The organism is Jiella endophytica (assembly GCF_004519335.1).
Lineage (GTDB): Bacteria > Pseudomonadota > Alphaproteobacteria > Rhizobiales > Rhizobiaceae > Jiella > Jiella endophytica.
This window is the reverse complement of the sequence record NZ_SOZD01000008.1, coordinates 1-16,450: the sequence shown is the minus strand read 5'-3', so window position 1 is coordinate 16,450 and position 16,450 is coordinate 1. Positions and strand designations below refer to the sequence as shown.

General features: G+C 66.9%; 11 protein-coding genes and 1 rRNA gene. 9 read left to right on the top strand and 3 right to left on the bottom strand.

Annotation, left to right across the window (positions count from 1 at the left end; translation table 11 throughout):
• Positions 1–18 precede the first annotated feature (18 nt).
• The 3 genes from E3C22_RS20815 to hrpB are packed head-to-tail and all read left to right on the top strand — an operon-like array spanning position 19 to position 4,972.
• Positions 19–1,743, top strand: a complete 1,725-nt coding sequence (locus E3C22_RS20815) for an ABC transporter permease (RefSeq protein WP_134763814.1) — start codon at positions 19–21, stop codon at positions 1,741–1,743.
• A gap of 8 nt (positions 1,744–1,751) precedes the next feature.
• Entirely contained in the window at positions 1,752–2,477 is a 726-nt protein-coding gene (locus E3C22_RS20810) for an ATP-binding cassette domain-containing protein (protein ID WP_134763813.1), read from the top strand.
• Positions 2,474–4,972, top strand: a complete 2,499-nt coding sequence (gene hrpB, locus E3C22_RS20805; RefSeq protein WP_134763812.1) for an ATP-dependent helicase HrpB — start codon at positions 2,474–2,476, stop codon at positions 4,970–4,972. Before E3C22_RS20810 ends, hrpB begins: the two co-directional genes overlap by 4 nt.
• Before the next feature lie 50 nt (positions 4,973–5,022).
• On the opposite strand, the gene E3C22_RS20800 is transcribed toward hrpB, so the two are convergent.
• On the bottom strand, positions 5,023–5,517 hold the full coding sequence (locus E3C22_RS20800; RefSeq protein ID WP_134763811.1) for a YciE/YciF ferroxidase family protein: 495 nt from the start codon (positions 5,515–5,517) through the stop codon (positions 5,023–5,025).
• 275 nt (positions 5,518–5,792) lie between these two features.
• On the opposite strand from E3C22_RS20800, the gene E3C22_RS20795 reads away from it, so the two are divergent.
• The 3 genes from E3C22_RS20795 (at position 5,793) to E3C22_RS20785 (ending at position 9,539) form a co-directional block, all read left to right on the top strand.
• Positions 5,793–7,127, top strand: coding sequence for an ActS/PrrB/RegB family redox-sensitive histidine kinase (locus E3C22_RS20795; protein ID WP_134763810.1), 1,335 nt, complete (start codon positions 5,793–5,795; stop codon positions 7,125–7,127).
• Between the two features lie 617 nt (positions 7,128–7,744).
• The gene (locus E3C22_RS20790; RefSeq protein WP_280988021.1) at positions 7,745–8,284 is read left to right on the top strand and encodes an ActR/PrrA/RegA family redox response regulator transcription factor; all 540 of its coding nucleotides are present in this window, start codon (positions 7,745–7,747) and stop codon (positions 8,282–8,284) included.
• Positions 8,285–8,831: 547 nt separating this feature from the next.
• Positions 8,832–9,539 carry a class I SAM-dependent methyltransferase gene (locus E3C22_RS20785; protein WP_134763808.1) on the top strand — a complete coding sequence of 236 codons (708 nt, stop codon included), beginning with the start codon at positions 8,832–8,834 and terminating at the stop codon, positions 9,537–9,539.
• Positions 9,540–9,641: 102 nt separating this feature from the next.
• On the opposite strand, the gene E3C22_RS20780 is transcribed toward E3C22_RS20785, so the two are convergent.
• Positions 9,642–9,896 (bottom strand): DUF3297 family protein, encoded by a 255-nt coding sequence (locus E3C22_RS20780; RefSeq protein ID WP_134763807.1) that lies wholly within the window; start codon positions 9,894–9,896, stop codon positions 9,642–9,644.
• Between the two features lie 572 nt (positions 9,897–10,468).
• Here E3C22_RS20780 and E3C22_RS20775 point away from each other — a divergent pair.
• Positions 10,469–11,971, top strand: a complete 1,503-nt coding sequence (locus E3C22_RS20775) for a L,D-transpeptidase family protein (protein WP_245515120.1) — start codon at positions 10,469–10,471, stop codon at positions 11,969–11,971.
• Between the two features lie 514 nt (positions 11,972–12,485).
• On the top strand, positions 12,486–13,397 hold the full coding sequence (locus E3C22_RS24840) for an extensin-like domain-containing protein (protein WP_245515119.1): 912 nt from the start codon (positions 12,486–12,488) through the stop codon (positions 13,395–13,397).
• A 56-nt stretch (positions 13,398–13,453) separates the two neighbouring features.
• On the opposite strand, the gene E3C22_RS20765 is transcribed toward E3C22_RS24840, so the two are convergent.
• Complete coding sequence (locus tag E3C22_RS20765) at positions 13,454–15,430, bottom strand: M23 family metallopeptidase (RefSeq protein WP_134763806.1); 1,977 nt, start codon at positions 15,428–15,430, stop codon at positions 13,454–13,456.
• Positions 15,431–16,373: 943 nt separating this feature from the next.
• Here E3C22_RS20765 and E3C22_RS20760 point away from each other — a divergent pair.
• Positions 16,374–16,450 (top strand): 16S ribosomal RNA (locus E3C22_RS20760); the annotation flags it as partial.

The following is a 16,450-nucleotide window of genomic DNA, read 5'->3' as shown; positions in this document are numbered from 1 at the left end:
CCAGTTGCCAATGCCGTCATGGCTGATGACCTGCCGGTGCGTCGTTCTCGATCAGTCGCCGCCGTCGCCGTTCCCCTGATCCTGGCTCTGCCGGTAGCCATCGGGCTTGTCGGCGTTCTCCTGCCGGCCTTCGGCTACCTGCCAGCGCTCGGCGGCGATGACTTCTCGCTCGATCCCTTCCGCCAGCTCCTGGCGACGCCGGGTCTGATGGTCTCTGCGCTGCTTTCGCTCGCCAGCGGCCTTGTGACCACGGCGATCGCGACCCTCGGCGTCGCGCTGCTCCTCGCAGCCTATCATGGCACCACCGCGGTCCGGGTGATGCGGCAGGCGCTGGCGCCGCTGCTCGCGGTGCCGCACGCCGCGGCGGCCTTCGGCCTTGCCTTCCTGATTGCGCCCTCCGGCCTGATCTTCCGGCTCCTCGCCTGGCCGCTCGGCATCACCCGTCCGCCGGATCTCCTCATCATCGGCGATCCGCTCGGCCTGTCGATGATGGCGGCGCTCGTCGCCAAGGAGATGCCCTTCCTGCTCCTCGTCGCTTTCGCCGCGCTGCCGCAGGCCGACCCCGACCGGCGCCTGCGGCTCGCGGCCTCGCTCGGCTACGGCCGGATGGCGGGTTTCCTGCTCACCGTCTGGCCTGGCGTCTACCGGCAGATTCGCCTGCCGGTGCTGGCGGTCGCGGCCTATGCCTCTGGCGTGGTCGACGTCGCGCTGATCCTCGGGCCTTCGACGCCGGCGCCGCTGGCGGTGCGGCTCGTCGCCTGGATGAACGATCCCGACCTTTCGCGGCGCTTCGTCGCCTCCGCCGGCGCACTTCTGCAGCTCGCCGTCACGGCGGCGGTGCTCGGCACATGGTTCGCGGGCGAGCGCATCGCGGCCGCGATCGGCCGACGGATCACCACGGGCGGCAGACGCTTCGGCCGGGACGGGGCGTTGCGGCCGGTGGCGGCGATGCCGGTCATCCTCGCCGGCGGGGCCGTCTTCTTCGGTCTCGTCTGGCTGTCCGTCTGGTCGATCGCGGGCTTCTGGGCGTATCCGGCGATCCTGCCGCCGAGCCTCAGCCTCGCCACATGGAGCCGCTCGCTCGCCGGCGCCGGCGGTCCGCTCGCCAACACCTTTCTCGTCGCGATCCTATCGGCGAGTGTGGCGCTTTTTCTGGTGATCGTCCTTCTCGAAGCCCGGCGCCGGCAGTTCCGCGCCTCGGCGGGGCGGGTGGTCCGGCTGACGCCGGCCGTCGCGGCGCTGATCTATCTGCCGCTGCTGGTGCCGCAGATCGCTTTCGTCTTCGGCCTGGAAGTTGCGATCCTCGCGGCCGGCCTGGAGCCGTCGATCCCGCTTCTGGCCGCCGTCCATCTGGTCTTCGTCGCGCCCTATGTGGCGCTGGCGCTCGCCGATCCCTGGTTCGCCGTCGATCCGCGCTACGAACAGGTCTCCGCCAGCCTCGGCCACGGCGCGGTCACGACGTTGTTCCGCATCCGCCTGCCGATTCTCACCCATGCGGTGCTGACGGCGCTCGCCATCGGCTTTGCGACATCGGTCGGGCAATATCTGCCGACGCTGCTGATCGGCGCAGGGCGGCTCACCACCATCACCACCGAGGCGGTGGCGCTCTCCTCAGGCGGCAACCGGCGGGTTATCGGCGCCTATGCGCTGCTGCAGACGCTGCTCCCCTTCCTTGCCTTCATTCTCTCGGGCACGTTGCCGCGCTTGCTCTCGGGCGGGCGATTGGCGATGAAGCGCGGATGAACCGTCCGATGGCAAATCCGCCCGGCAGCGCCCCGACCGGCCCGGTCGACGGGCTGACGTTCCAGGGTGTCGAGATATCGCTCGCCGGCCGGCGGCTGCTCTCTCTCGATCGCGTCGTCGCCCCGGGCGAGACGCTGACCGTGATGGGACCGTCGGGTTCCGGCAAGTCGACACTCTTTGCCTTCGTCGCCGGGTTTCTCGATCCGGCCTTCACCGCCCGCGGCCGGATCGCCCTCAACGGCACCGATCTGACCAAGTTGGCGCCACAGCGCCGGCATCTTGGGCTGGTGTTTCAGGATGCGCTGCTCTTCCCGCACATGTCGGTCGGCGAGAATCTTCTCTTCGCCCTGCCGCCCGGGATTCGCGGCGGCAACGCGCGACAGGCGGCGGCGGAGGCGATGCTCGCCGAAGTCGGGCTCGCGGGCCTGTTCTCCCGTGATCCGGCGACCCTCTCCGGCGGTCAGGCGGCGCGGGTGGCGCTGGCCCGCACGCTCCTCGCCGAACCGCGGGCGCTGCTTCTCGACGAGCCCTTTTCCCGGCTCGACCAGGCTTTGCGCGCCGCGACCCGCGACCTCGTTTTCGCCCGCATTCGCGAACGGAACATCCCGGCGATCCTGGTGACCCACGACCCCGCCGACGCTGCCGCAGCCGGCGGCGATCTGGTGGTGATCGGCGAGGCGGAAGCCGGCGAGGGTGAAACTGTCGGAGCGCCGACGGCGGCGACCGCCCCATGAGCGCCGGCTGGGTGCATGAACTGCCCGGGGACGCGCGGGGCCTGCCGGTCGTCGAGGTTCTTGGCGAGCTTTCCGACGCCCTTGCGCGTCACGGCAGCGCCGTCCTGGTCGCACCGCCCGGCGCCGGCAAGACGACGCTGGTGCCGATCCATCTGCTGCGCTCGGGGCTTGCCGGGCGCATCGTGCTGATCGAGCCGCGCCGGCTCGCCGCACGGGCGGCCGCCAGGCGCATGGCCTCGCTGCTCGGCGAGGAGGTCGGCGAGACGGTCGGCTGGCGCATGCGCCTCGACACGAAGATCTCCCGCAAGACCCGGATCGAGGTCGTCACCGAGGGCGTCTTCGCCCGCATGGTTCTCGACGATCCCGAGCTTGCCGGCATCGACGCCGTGCTGTTCGACGAGTTCCACGAGCGCTCTCTCGACGCCGATTTCGGCCTGGCACTGGCGATCGACGTTGCGACCGGGCTGCGCGAGGATCTGAAGCTCCTGGTCATGTCGGCGACGCTCGACGGCGCCCGGGTGGCCAGGCTGCTCGGCGATGCGCCGGTGGTGGAAAGCCAGGGAAGGGCCTTTCCGGTGCGGATCGAGCATCGCGACCGGCCGGGCACGATGACGATCGAGGATGCGGTGCTGTCGGCCGTGCGCGCCGCACTCGGCGACGAGACGGGCAGCATCCTCGTCTTCCTGCCCGGACAGAAGGAGATCCGCCGCGTCGCCGAGCGGCTGGAGCCCCTGCTTCCCGAGACCGTCCATCTCGCGCCGCTCTACGGCGCGTTGGAGGCGAGCGAGCAGGACCGGGCCGTCCGGCCCGCGCCGCCGGGCACCCGCAAGATCGTTCTTGCGACGGATATCGCGGAGACCTCCCTGACCATCGAGGGCGTGCGCGTCGTCGTCGATTCCGGCCTGAAGCGGCGGCCGGCCTTCGAGCCCGAGACCGGCCTGACGCGGCTCGAGACCGTCAGGGTGTCGCAAGCTTCGGCGGAGCAGCGGGCCGGCCGCGCCGGGCGCACGGCACCCGGTGTTGCGATCCGCCTCTGGCGGGCCGAGCAGACCGCCGCGCTCGACGCCTTCGACCAGCCGGAGATCCTGGCGAGCGACCTTTCAAGTCTTGTGCTCGATTGCGCGGCCTGGGGCGTCAGCGACCCGGCGCAACTGTCGCTGCTCGATCCGCCACCTGCGCCCGCCGTCAGGGAAGCTGCAAAGCTTCTCAGCGATCTCGGCGCGCTCGACGAAGACGGCCGGCTGACGGCTGCCGGCGAAGCGATGCGCCGGCTGCCGCTGCCGCCTCGGCTGGCTCACATGGTCGCGGCGGCCGATCCCGAGGACAGGCAGACGGCGGCGGAGCTTGCCGTGCTCCTTACCGAGCGGGGCCTTGGCGGCAACGACGTCGATCTTTCCGCAAGGCTCGGCCGGTTCCGCAGCTCGCGCGACCCGCGCTCAAAGGCGGCGCTCGGCCTGGCGCGGCGCATCGCCGGTACGGGGGAGGGCGGTTTGCGCGATGCCAGGGTCACGGAGGCGGCATGGAAGACCGACGGCGATGTCGGCGCGATCCTGGCACTCGGCTATCCTGATCGCGTCGCGCTGCAGCATGGGGCGAAGGGCCGCTTTACCCTCGCCAATGGCCGCGGCGGGATGCTGGATGCGGCAAATGCCCTTGCGCGGGAACGGGCGCTGGTGGTCGCGGAGATGCAGGGGCCTGCTTCGGGCGGCACGATCGTTTCCGCCGCAGTTTTGGAGAAACCGGCGCTCGACCGTCTCGTCGCGGCCCGCGCCGGCGAGGAAGAGATCGTCGAATTCGTCGCCGAGGCGAGGGCGGTGCGGGCGTTTGGGGTGCGGCGGTTCGGCAAGGCAACGCTCGACAGCGTCCCGATGCGGTTGCCGAACGACGACAGGGTTGCGTCGGCGCTCGCCGGCGGTATCGCCCGGCTGGGCCTGTCGCGGCTCGATCTCGGCAAGGAGGGCGAGCGGCTCCTGGCGCGACTGCGCTTTCTCGCGAAAGCCTATGGGCCGCCATGGCCGGACCTCTCCGACGCAGCGCTCGGAGACAACGCCGAAGCCTGGCTGCTGCCCTATTGTCCGGGCGCCGCGAGTTTCGAAGACCTGACGCCCGGCCGGATCGTCGCAGCGCTCGAAGGGCTGATCCCGCCGGAGTTCATGGGACGGCTGGAGATGCTTGCACCGAGCCACTTCGATGCGCCGTCCGGCTCTCGGGTGCCGATCCGCTACGAGATCGACCAGCCCGTCCTGTCGATCCGCGTCCAGGAACTGTTCGGGCTTTCGACCCACCCGACGCTTGCCGACGGACGCCTGCCGCTGACGTTGGAACTGCTGTCGCCGGCGCATCGGCCGATCCAGATCACCCGGGACCTTCCCGGCTTCTGGCAGGGCTCCTGGCGGGACGTGCGGGCCGATCTGCGCGGCCGCTATCCGAAGCACGAATGGCCGGAGGATCCGGCCGTCGCAAAGGCAACGGCGCGGGCAAAGCCGCGCCGTTGACCGTCTCGCTCATCTGAAACGCCGCCGCAGGAGAGCGCCGGCGAAGCGCCTCAGGCTGCGGCCTTGTTGATGCCGCCGACGGCGATCTCGGTCATCGTGCGATCGCCGTGCTCGGTCGCATCGAGGCATTTCTGCAGTTTGTGGGCATCCTCGCTGAGGCCGAGGCGCTTGGCGAAGGCGGCGAGACAGCCATAGCCGGCGATGCCGTAATGCGCCATGCGCTGATACTGGGTGATGATCATCGCGTCGCGGGCATCGGCGTCGGTGATGTCCTCGTCGAGCCCGTGGGAGCGGGCCTCCTTGACGAGGCCCTCCATGCCCTTGCAGAACTCGCCGGTCGGATCGGCGCCGTGCGACTTGATGATCTCGGAGAGCGTCCGGCGGCCTTCCTCGATGCCTTCGACGCCGGCCGTGAGCGCGCGCTTCAGCTCCGGATGGCTGGCCGCCTCGGCGAGCTCCCGCGTCACCTTTTCCGACTGGGTGTTGGCACTGAAGATGTCCTGCAGCTGGTCGATATAGATGTCCTTGAGATTGGCGATAGCCATGGCCGTCTCCTTCAGGTTGGGGTTCGCGGGTCCTCGAGGCGCTGGATGCTGCCTCGGCGGCGAAATGCTCGCCGCCCTGTCCCGCAGGTTGGTCGGTAAATCGCCTTGAGCGGCCCGGCGTTCCCCCATGGCGGCGCTGGTTTCTTGGCTGGCTAGCAATCTTGCCGGGCGATGGCGCAGGACGGTCGGGCGCGCTTGGCGAACAACCCGGGGGGCGTTCATCGCCGACCAGCGCCTTATAATGGTGCACTGAACTTCATTGCGGACTGGACGACATGAACGAAGCAAGCCCCGAGACCCGCCAGCATCATGCGCTGGAATTTCCCAGCAGCATGCGGGAGAGCCAGCGGCTGAGACTGGCGACGCTGGTGCGGCTGCGCTGGCTCTCGGTCGCCGGTCAGGTCACCACCTGCATTGCGGTCGCCTGGGGTCTCGGCTGGAGCTTTCCCGTCCTGCCCTGCTTTGCGCTGATCGCGACATCCGCGGGGCTGAACCTCTATCTCGCCAGCCGCTATTCCGGCAGTTTCCGGTTGTCCTCGACGGCCGCCCTCGCGGTCCTGACTTTCGACATTCTCCAGCCGACCGGCCTCCTGATGCTGACCGGCGGCATCCAGAACCCCTTCATCGTCTTCCTGATCGTGCCGGCGCTGATCGCGCCCGCCACGCAGCCGCCGCTGACGGTCATCGCGATCACCAGCTTCGCCGTGGCGGCGACGACCCTCCTCGCGGTCGTCCATCTGCCGCTGCCCTGGTCGGAGGTCGGCGGCGTGATGCTTCCCGGCGGCTACGTCGCTGCCCTGTGGTTCGCGATCGTCACGACGCTGCTGTTTGCGGCGGTCTATCTCTACCGTATCGCGGCGGAATCCCGCGCGCTCGCCGATGCGCTTTCGGCGACGGAGCTGGTGCTGCAGCGCGAGCAGCATCTCTCCGCCCTCGATGGCCTCGCGGCCGCGGCGGCTCACGAACTCGGCACACCGCTCTCGACCATCGCCCTCGTCGCCAAGGAGATGAAGCGCTCGCTGCCCAAGGACCAGCCGACCCCCGACGACATCACGCTCCTCGTCGAACAGTCGGAGCGCTGCCGGCTGATCCTGCGGCGGCTGACGTCGCTTTCCGCCACCAATGAGACCCATCTCGCCAATCTCTCGCTGCTCGCCCTGATCGACGAGGTGGCCGAGCCGCACCGCAATTTCGGCGTCGAACTGGATGTCGAGGTGGTCGAGCGGGAGGGCGAGGAGCCGATGGCGAGGCGCAATGCCGCGGTGATCTACGGTATCGGCAACATCGTCGAGAATGCGGTCGATTTCGCCCAGTCGGCGGTGCTGATCCGTACCGGCTGGACGAACACCACCGTCTGGGTCGAGGTGCTCGACGACGGGCCGGGATTTCCGCCGGCGCAGCTCAGCCGGATCGGCGATCCCTACATGCCGAGGCGCGACTATCGCGACCACCGCAATGCCGGCGGGCTCGGCCTCGGCCTGTTCATCGCCATGACGCTGCTGCAGCGCTCCGGCGCGACGGTAAAAATCGCCAACCGGCCGAAGAAGGGTGCGATCGCCGCTGTCGTCTGGCCGCGTCCGGTCTATTCGGCGAGCATGTCTTCGGGGTGAGCCGGCCCTGTCGCCGTTGATTCGCCTCAAACGCCCGGGAAAGGTGCCGAAAGCTGCGGTGACGTGTCGCAGTGCCGGGCCGAGGAGCCGGCTTCCTCGATAGCCGGAAAAATAAATCGGGTCGTAAGTCAACCACCATCTTCAACTGAAGTGATCGCCCGCGACGATCATCAGTGCCAGGGCTGACCAATTCGGACAGGACTGGCGAAAGGGCTTTCCCGGCGACGGCTAACAGCCCGTGAAATCATGCGTTTCGGGCAAATTCGCGCGGCGGCAGATCTACTGTGCCGTCGCCAGTGACCTCCACAATAAAACCTGATGTTTTTCGTAGAGTTCGCTGATGCCTCAATGTTTTCAACGCTTCCGATCAGCGCCGCGAAACTGTTTTATGAAAAGATGATGGCGATCAAAAAAAATTTAGTTCACGTCTGACGCATCTGCGCAATTAGTCGCAGCGTAGCTGGGAGAGTTGAGGGCGCGACGTTTGCGCGCACCCACCGTGAAAACCACCTGGACGTGCATTGTGCGTCTGGAGACACCGGCCGGTTGCCGGACCGCATATGGGATGAAAGAGATTGGGCCGCAGAATGCTCGAGCACACAATGACATTGCCAGACATGCCGCTGCCAGTGGGCGATCCGTCGCTCCTGCTCATCGATGACGACAAGCCGTTCCTCCAGCGCATGAGCCGCGCGCTGGACCAGCGCGGCTTCCGCGTCAGCACCGCGGAGAGCATCGCCAGCGGCCTCTCCGCCCTCGAAGACCACGCCCCGGCCCACGCCGTGGTCGACATGCGGCTCAGCGACGGCAACGGCCTCGACGTCGTCGCGGCGCTGCAGCGCAAGCGTCCGGATGCGCGGGTCATCGTCCTGACCGGCTACGGCAACATCGCCACCGCCGTGACGGCGGTGAAGCTCGGTGCGATCGACTATCTCGCCAAGCCCGCCGATGCGGACGACGTCACCGCGGCGCTTTTGCGCTGTTCCGGCATCAAGGTGGAACTGCCGGACAATCCGATGTCCGCCGACCGGGTCCGCTGGGAGCATATCCAGAGGGTCTACGAACTCTGCGACCGCAACGTCTCGGAGACGGCGCGACGCCTGTCGATGCACCGGCGCACGCTGCAGCGGATCCTCGCCAAGCGCGCCCCGCGCTGAGCGGACAGGCAACTCGCGCGAAACGCGGGAACGCCCGGCATCGGCCAGGCTCCCGCCGGTGTGCCGGTTCGGGCGATGAAGACATTCGTCCGCGCAGCCAAACATACGCCTCGATGCGTTGCGGGCCGCCATGCCCGCCGCCACGGTCTCTGTCATATCCCCTGTTCGCGGTGATCGCGCGGTTCGTTACCTCGCGAGCGAGGAGCCGAAGGCCATTTTCGTTCCAAGCTTTGATGTGCCGATCCGATTTTGATCCGATGCCCTGTCAATTTCGGTCGATCGTCGCCGCGGAAATATTCGATCTTGCTTGAAATCGGTCCATTTCGGGACAGTCGTTTCCAGCCCAACCCGACGCATCCCGTAATGAGGCAGGAATGTCTTTGGTATTTTTCCAATCGATATCGCCAGAGAACATCTGTACTCGACAGTATTAATTCACGAAAACGTTGAATCGCTTTGACTAGAAAATTGGTCAGCCGCATTGATCTTCGCGAACTCCTCCGACGTATCTGGTTAACAGATCGTTAATGTTGGAGTTCGCGTTTCGATGACCACTGCAAATCTCGAAGGCAGCAGCTGGGTCAAGCCAGACCCGATGAGTAACCCGCAAAGCCTGGAGCGCCAGTTCCGGACACGGCGCTTTCGCCATGTGCGCCAGCTGCTTGAGGCGGCCCTCGAAAAGCAGGAGCGGATCGAGGTGCTCGATCTCGGCGGCACCGAGGCCTATTGGTCGATCGCCGCGGACTTCATTGCCGAGCATCAGGGCCGCATCTCGATCACCCTTCTCAACAACGAGCCCATCGACCCGCCGAAGAGCGACGTCTTTCAGGCAATTTCGGGTGATGCCTGCGACGGCGAACTCTTCGCCGGCCGCAGCTTCGACGTCGTGCATTCGAATTCGGTGATCGAGCATGTCGGCGAGTTCGGCCGGATGCAGGCCTTTGCGGACAATGTCCGGCGGCTTTCCGACGCTTATTTCGTCCAGACGCCGAACTACTGGTTTCCGCTCGAGCCGCATTTTCGCGTCGTCGGATTTCAGTGGCTGCCGGTCGCAGTCCGCGCCGCGCTGATGCAGCGCTACAATCTCGGCTTTTTCCCGCGGGCGCAGAGCCGCGAGGAGGCCCGCCGCAATGTCGAGGAGATCCGGCTGCTCGACGCGAGGATGATGAAGCGGCTGTTTCCGGAGGCGACGCAGATCGAGGAGCGCGTCGCCGGGCTGACCAAGTCGATCATGGCGCTCCACCCGGCCGGTTGACGCGGGCCTTTCCGGCGAGATCGCGATCGGCCCCTGACGGGCCGGTCGCGTCATCGGAATCGTTTTCCGACCTCGGCGCCCGCGGCGTCGTAGGCGTCGTGCCTATTCGGCCGCGTCGTCGGCCGACTTCCGCCACACCTCGACCGGACCCTTCAGCTTGATGGTCAGCGGCTTGCCCTTGCGATCCATGGCCTTGCCGGCCTGGACGCGGATCCAGCCCTCGCTGACGCAATATTCCTCGACATTGGTTTTCTCTTCGCCCTTGAAGCGCACGCCGACGCCATCGGCGAGCGCAGCCTCGTCGTAATAGGGGCTCTGAGGATCGATGCTCAGCCGGTCGGGAAGCTCGCTGGTCATGTCTGTTACTGCTCCGATTTCGATGGCGCGCACCCTAAACGCATGACGTGCGGTGTTGGGAAGGCCTTGCTCGCGGATATTTCCGCTGAAGGCCTGCAAGTGGCGAAAACCGCTCTGGTCTTTCCACTGCGCTGGTGGTTCGATTCCGACATTTGCGTCCGTCTTGTATCGAGCTCGCGGCAAATGTCGGAATCAGAGAACCACTAGGTCAATCTCTGTTTCTGGTGGAGCTTTCGAATTCGACATTTGGTGCGAAGCCCACAGCGGCCGGGACGCAAATGTCGAATTCGCTCCACGAGGGGCATTACGCCCAAGGCCCGATCCTGGAACACGACGCCATGCGACGTGGTTGATGGGCTCGGGTAGCGGGCAGGGTTCGGGGCGCTCGCCGGATGGCCATTTTCATGTCCGGTTCATCTGGCAAGCCCCAGGATCGAAAGCCATGTTTTGCTGCGCCGAACTGACGAATCGCCGCTTCCGGCGCGGCGACGGGGCGCATCCTGGCCCATCCCGAATGGCTTTGGCGCTGAAGGACGATGCGCCGGACGACGAGGCGAAGGACGATCGAACTGATGACGAGACCGGTACGAGCATGCCTGACGGGCATCATTCTCCTCGGCGCGATGGCTGCACCGGCCATGGCGCAAGGCGCGTCCGAAGGCGGCGCGACCGTTCGTCTCGCCCAGGGCTATGGCGGCGGCGTTCCGGACGGGGCCGTCGAGGTCTATGTCGATCAGTACGGCCAGCGGGTCTATCTCGACCGGCGAGGGCGGGTCATCGGCGTCGACGGCGGACGGGCCAACCGTTTCCAGCGTCGGCGCGACCAGTTTCGCGACCGCCGCGGCGCGATCATCGATGCGCCGCCGCCGCCGGGCGTGACGCTGCAGGGCCGCGTCGATGTCGGCCGGCAGGACGGCTACCGGGACTATGACGGCTACGACAGGCCGCAGACCATCGACCCCTATGACGATAATGGCCAGGACGGCGGCTACGGGCCGGACGGCGACAGGCGCTACTACGAGGAAGGCCCGGTCCAGGCAACGCCGCTGCCGGCACCCGGCGGCGAGGGCGATACGCTCCGCGAGGCGGGGCTGCCGCAGACCAATCAGGACCAGCCGCTCAGCACCGGCCCTGCTGCGGGCACGCTCGGCAGCGAACCCTTCCCGAGCGGTGAAGGCCAAACCATCGAGGAGAGCAATCCGGCACCGGCGGTCGAGGCCCCGGGCAAGGCCGACAAGGCTCAGGTCGCGGCGCTGCAGATCCTGCTCGACCGGGCCGGCATGTCGCCGGGCGTGATCGACGGGCGCATGGGCGGCAACGTCAACAAGGCGGTGGCCGCCTATCGCGAGAAATTCGGCAAGACGCTGCAGACCGGAGATCCGAAGGTTCTCGCCGAGGAACTCGACGTGACCGGCGGCCCGGCGATCACGGAATACGAGATCACCAATGAGGACGTTGCCGGACCCTATGTCGCCTCGATCCCCGGAGACTATGCCGAGAAGGCGAAGCTGCCGGAGATGAGCTTCGAGCGGGTTTCCGAGCGCCTCGCCGAGCGCTTCCACATGGACGAGAACTATCTGAAGGCGATCAATCCCGGCGCCGACTTCAACCGCGCCGGAACCCGCATCAAGGTCGCCAATATCGGCACCAATGTCAGCGGCGACGTCACGCGGATCATCGCCGACAAGGGCCGCGAACAGGTCCGCGCCTATGGCGCCGACGGAACGCTGCTGGCCGCCTATCCGGCGACCATCGGCTCGACCGACACGCCGTCGCCCTCCGGCACGGTCGAGGTCAACCGCGTCGCCTTCAACCCGAACTACACCTACAATCCGAAGGTCAATTTCAAGCAGGGCGAGAACGACAAGGTGCTGACCATTCCGCCGGGTCCGAACGGTCCGGTCGGGACGATCTGGATCGCGCTGTCGAAGCCGACCTACGGCATCCACGGCACGCCGGAGCCCTCGAAGATCGGCAAGACCAACAGCCACGGCTGCGTGCGCCTGACCAATTGGGACGCCACCGAGCTTGCCAAGATGGTCAAGCCCGGCGTCACCGTGGAATTCGCCGAATAGCCTGGCAGAGGCCGCCTTCCGTCATACCCGTCCTCATCGGGCATGATCGGATGGGGAGCCTTTCGGGCGCCTCGTGCGTTGCCTCCCTGTTCCCGGCTACCGGCCGGCCGAGTCAGGACGAGTTCACATGGGCGTCTTCGTTGGCAGTCTCACGAAACGCCATGGGGCGCGCCGGCGCCTTGGCGGCGCATCGGCCCCGGCGCGGTCGCCGAATGGTCGCCGAACCGCCATCGCAAAAATCCTCGCCGCGGCGATGATCGCGGCGCCATCTCTAGTGTTATCCCCGCAAGCGGGCGCCGCCGCCACTTTGCCATCTGCCGACCATGCACCAAAGCCGGTGCCGAGGCCGGACAGCGAACCGGCAAAAGGCGAGACTGACACGAAGTCCCCAAAGGACAAGGCCTCGAAGGACGAATCCGCAAAAGACGCGGCCGCGAAGGACGGGGCCGAAAAGGATGCGCCGAAGGGTGGCGCTCCTGCGGGCCTCGACGAACCGGCAGCCGATCGGTCCGCCGTGCCCCGCAAGGGCAGTCTCGAGCCGGTCGCCGGTGGCACCTCTGCCGAAGAGCCGCTGCCCGATAGCGGACCGCTTCCCGAAAAGCGACCCGACGCACCGGCCGATGCGGAAGCCGAGCCCGTAACGGGCAATGCCCATGCCGACCCGGCGACGCTCCGCTCCGAAGCGGTCAGCGTCACCCCGGAACTTGCCGTGGAGGCTGCCGCCGCGGTGGTCGATGCGCAAAAATGCGAGGGCGAGCTGAAGCGCCGCGGCGTCGAATTCTCCGTCGAAAAGAGCATTTCGGAAGGCCGCTGCGGCGTGCTGCGGCCGGTCTCGGTCGAAAGGCTTTCTTCGGGCATCCGCGTCGGACCGAAGACCGAGCTTCTCTGCCAGACGGTCCTTGCCCTCGACGACTGGGCAAAGGATGCGGTGGTGCCCGCAGCAGCCGCGGCTTTCAGACCGAAGCGCAAGGTCGTCGCGATCAGCCAGGTCTCGACCTATGTCTGCCGGCCGCGGTCCTCGGAGGACAAGATCTCCGAACATGCCCGCGGCAGCGCCATCGACATCGGCTCCTTCACCCTCTCGGACGAGAGCACCGTCGCAGTGCGTGCGGTTCCTGGGACCGGTGGGGCAGCGAACAATGCCGGCGATGAGAATACCGCGAAGCCCGGTGACGACGAGGCCTTTGTCGAGGATCCAGCCGAGGACAGCTCGGACGGTGACAACGACGCCGACGCTGCCGCCGCGAAAAAGCCGACGCCGGCCAGCGGCGAGAATGCCAGCGAGGCGCAGTTCCTCGATCGGATCAGGGCGGCGGCCTGCGGGCCATTCAAGACGGTGCTCGGTCCGGGCACCGATGCCGATCACGCGACGCACTTCCATCTCGACATGGCCGCCCGGCACAACGGCTACACTTACTGCAAGTAGTCACGCCCCTCGCGGTCGTGGCTGCCGTCAGCGGTGACCTTCCGGCGAAACTGCCGTCACTGCGCGGCCAGCAGCGGCGCGTCGACATTGTCCTCGAGCAGCGCGTCGATCCGGTCGCGTTCGCGCTTGAAGGTGGCAAGGTCGGTGCCCTTCAATACCTTGCCGGGCGGGATCTTGATCCGCATCGGGTCGACCGGCTTGTCGTTGACATGCACCTCGAAATGCAGGTGGTTGCCGGTGGAAAGCCCGGTCGAGCCGACATAGCCGATCACCTGGCCCTGGCGCACCCGCGCCCCGGGCTTGATGCCTTTGGCGATGCCGCTCTGATGGGCATAGACGGTTTCATAGCCGTTGGCGTGGCGGATGGCCGTTTCGCGGCCGTAGCCGCTGGACCAGCCGGCCTTGGTGACGACGCCGTCGCCGGCGGCAAGAATCGGCGTTCCCCGCGGTGCCGCCCAGTCGACGCCCCAATGCGGACGGACATAGCCGAGCACCGGATGCTTGCGGCCGGTGGAAAAGCTCGAGCTGAACCGGGCGTTGGGCACCGGCTTCCTCAGAAGGAAATGGCCGGCGCTCTGGCCGTCCTGGTCGAAATAGTCGGCAACGCCCGATTCGGACGGCCGGAAGCGGTAGTAGCGCTTGACCATGTCGCCGAGATGGACCTCGACATAGAGGAGCTCGCCCGGCTCCTCGTCGTCGCCGTCCTTGGTCATCGAATAGAAGACCACGAGACGGTCGGTCGGCGAGAGCCGCGCCTGCAGGTCGATGTCGGTGGCGAGCATGTGGACCAGCTGGCGGCACATGCGAAGGTCGAGGCCATAGGAGAGCGCCGCCTGGAAGATGCCGTCATAGACCGTCGGCATGTCGCTGCGGATCGGCGCCTCGTTCTCGTTCTCGTCGATCGCCTCGGCGACCGAATCTGACATTTCCGGCGAGATCGACGGCTCGAACGGGCCGTCCTGCGTCGCCGCGACGGTGGCGAGATGGTCGCCGCCGCGATAGGCCGACAGCCGCACGACGGCATTGTCGGCCGCCTTGTCGGCGTCCTCGTCGGTGGCCGGCTGGGTCTCGACGCCGATCCTGAGCGCGTCGCCGGGCTCCAGGCTGTCGCTGCCGACGAGCTTTGCGAGCGCCTCGACGGCGGCTTCCGCGCCGGGACCGTCATGGCCGGCGCGGGCGAGGATCTCGGCCATCTTGGCCTTCTGCCGGAACGGCACGATCTCTTCGTGGAAGCGTGGCAGGTCGTCGTCGCGGGTGTCGGCGACCGCAAAGGAGACGTTCTGGGCGACCACCCGGAAGGCGGAGCCGGGTTCGTATTCGGTCACCGGATCGGGATTGAGGCCGAAGCGGAACGGATCGACCGTGCCGAGCGAGGCGACCTGCACCGGCTGGCTGCCGAGGCGCGAGGCGACGGAGCGCACCAGCCCTTCCGCCGCCGTGGCGTCGAGATCGACATTGCGCTCGTAGGAGGTCGGATTGAAGTCGAAACTGGACACCTTCAGCCGGACCTCCGACTCCACCCGCGCGCCGTAGATCTTGGTCGATTCGGCTTCCGTCGCCCGTTCCTCGCCGTCGTCCTCGGTGGTGAAGATCGCCAGCGGGTCGAAGGAGGGATAGTCGGTCGTCGCCTGGTAGCGGGCAGCCAGCAGCATGCTGACATAGCCGAAGGGGAGGGTGCGCAGCACCTCCCGGTCGCCGCTTCGCGTCAGCGTCGAAAGTTCCATGATCTGCCGCGAACGGGCGACGGGGAGGGCGGTGGCGACGACGCGCTCGCCCTTGGCGAGATCGCCGTCGACGGCATCGGTGGCGGCCATCGCCATTGCCGGGCGCGCTGCACCCTGATGTCCGTCGAGGGCGGCCGAAAGCGCAATGCCCATCAGCGCCGTCGATGTCAGACCGGTGAGAAGGGTGCCGCTCAGCCAGCGCGCCGAGACCTGCCGCTTGTCCGGCCGGCGGCGGCGATCGGCGATCAGCGCCGGCGCATCTCCGAGGGCCGGGCGAAAGCTGGGCCTGTCATGCGGCGTACGGTTCATTCCTCTCCCCAGAAGGCCTTGATCCGGAACGTCGGCTCCGTCCGCTCCCGAGAGGAGCAAGCTGGCCTTGACCCAACAAGTTGGCGAAATCCCGGCCGATCCCCTCGGCACTGGTCCCCTCGCCAGCCGGTAGGGACTTCTTAACCGATAGCCGAGCGCGGCCGGTCGCTCAAGCTCGTCAAACGGCAGCACTGGGGAAGGGCTGACGGGCGAGGGGCTGACGGGGGAGGGGCCGCGGCGATGTCTCCGGGCCAAGGCCATTCATGAGAACCCGCAGCCGCGGAACCGGCCCGCCTTGGCCCGCCAGGGCCCGCAGGCGCCTGGAATCGGCTCCCGGCGGGTTTTTTGAAGTTTTTGCGAAAGGGCCGTTGACAGGCCGCGAAACCATCGCCTATATGGCCCTCATCGACGACGGCGGTGGCGCCGGGCCGCTCCAGACGGAGCGGACAGCCTCCGGTTCGGGAGAGAAATCTCCAACCGGATGGTTTTCGCGCCTCCTACGTCGCTATCTTTTGAGTTTTGTCGACGGGTTCGGCCTTCACCACGAGGGTCCGATGTCTTTCGCACTTCTCGCCGATCACCGCCCGTGATCGTGATCTTTGACATTGTTGGTAGTAGAGACAAGAAAGAGAAGCGTGGGCGGCGGAAGTCCTGCGGCTTGGGCTGGTCGGTATCCTTTCCGATTGGTTCGAGTTTGTGAGATGACCCAAGTCGTTTCATGTTTCTTTTGGATGAGAAGTCTCTCCGGTTTGTTTGATGGCTGGCCTGGTCCTTCGGGGTTGGGTTGGCGATCGTGACTGGAGGGAATGGCATCTTTGTCGGCTGTTTCGCAGGATTGCGGATCGGCCTTTTGGCGTTCGGGCTTTCGGGTTCGGTGCCTGGCAGGGATGTTGAGAATTCTCGTCAAAGCTTTGAGACAGTGACGGCTGGGACAACTCTTATCAAACCTGAGAGTTTGATCCTGGCTCAGAACGAACGCTGGCGGCAGGCTTAACACATGCAAGTCGAACGCCCCGCAAG

Coding starts and splice junctions, on each gene's coding strand:
- E3C22_RS20775 (WP_245515120.1), top strand. CDS start 10,469: ATGACGAGACCGGTACGAGCATGCCTGACGGGCATCATTCTCCTCGGC.
- E3C22_RS20795 (WP_134763810.1), top strand. CDS start 5,793: ATGAACGAAGCAAGCCCCGAGACCCGCCAGCATCATGCGCTGGAATTT.
- E3C22_RS20800 (WP_134763811.1), bottom strand. CDS start 5,517: ATGGCTATCGCCAATCTCAAGGACATCTATATCGACCAGCTGCAGGAC.
- E3C22_RS20780 (WP_134763807.1), bottom strand. CDS start 9,896: ATGACCAGCGAGCTTCCCGACCGGCTGAGCATCGATCCTCAGAGCCCC.
- E3C22_RS20790 (WP_280988021.1), top strand. CDS start 7,745: ATGCCGCTGCCAGTGGGCGATCCGTCGCTCCTGCTCATCGATGACGAC.
- E3C22_RS20815 (WP_134763814.1), top strand. CDS start 19: ATGGCTGATGACCTGCCGGTGCGTCGTTCTCGATCAGTCGCCGCCGTC.
- E3C22_RS20785 (WP_134763808.1), top strand. CDS start 8,832: ATGACCACTGCAAATCTCGAAGGCAGCAGCTGGGTCAAGCCAGACCCG.
- hrpB (WP_134763812.1), top strand. CDS start 2,474: ATGAGCGCCGGCTGGGTGCATGAACTGCCCGGGGACGCGCGGGGCCTG.
- E3C22_RS20810 (WP_134763813.1), top strand. CDS start 1,752: ATGGCAAATCCGCCCGGCAGCGCCCCGACCGGCCCGGTCGACGGGCTG.
- E3C22_RS20765 (WP_134763806.1), bottom strand. CDS start 15,430: ATGAACCGTACGCCGCATGACAGGCCCAGCTTTCGCCCGGCCCTCGGA.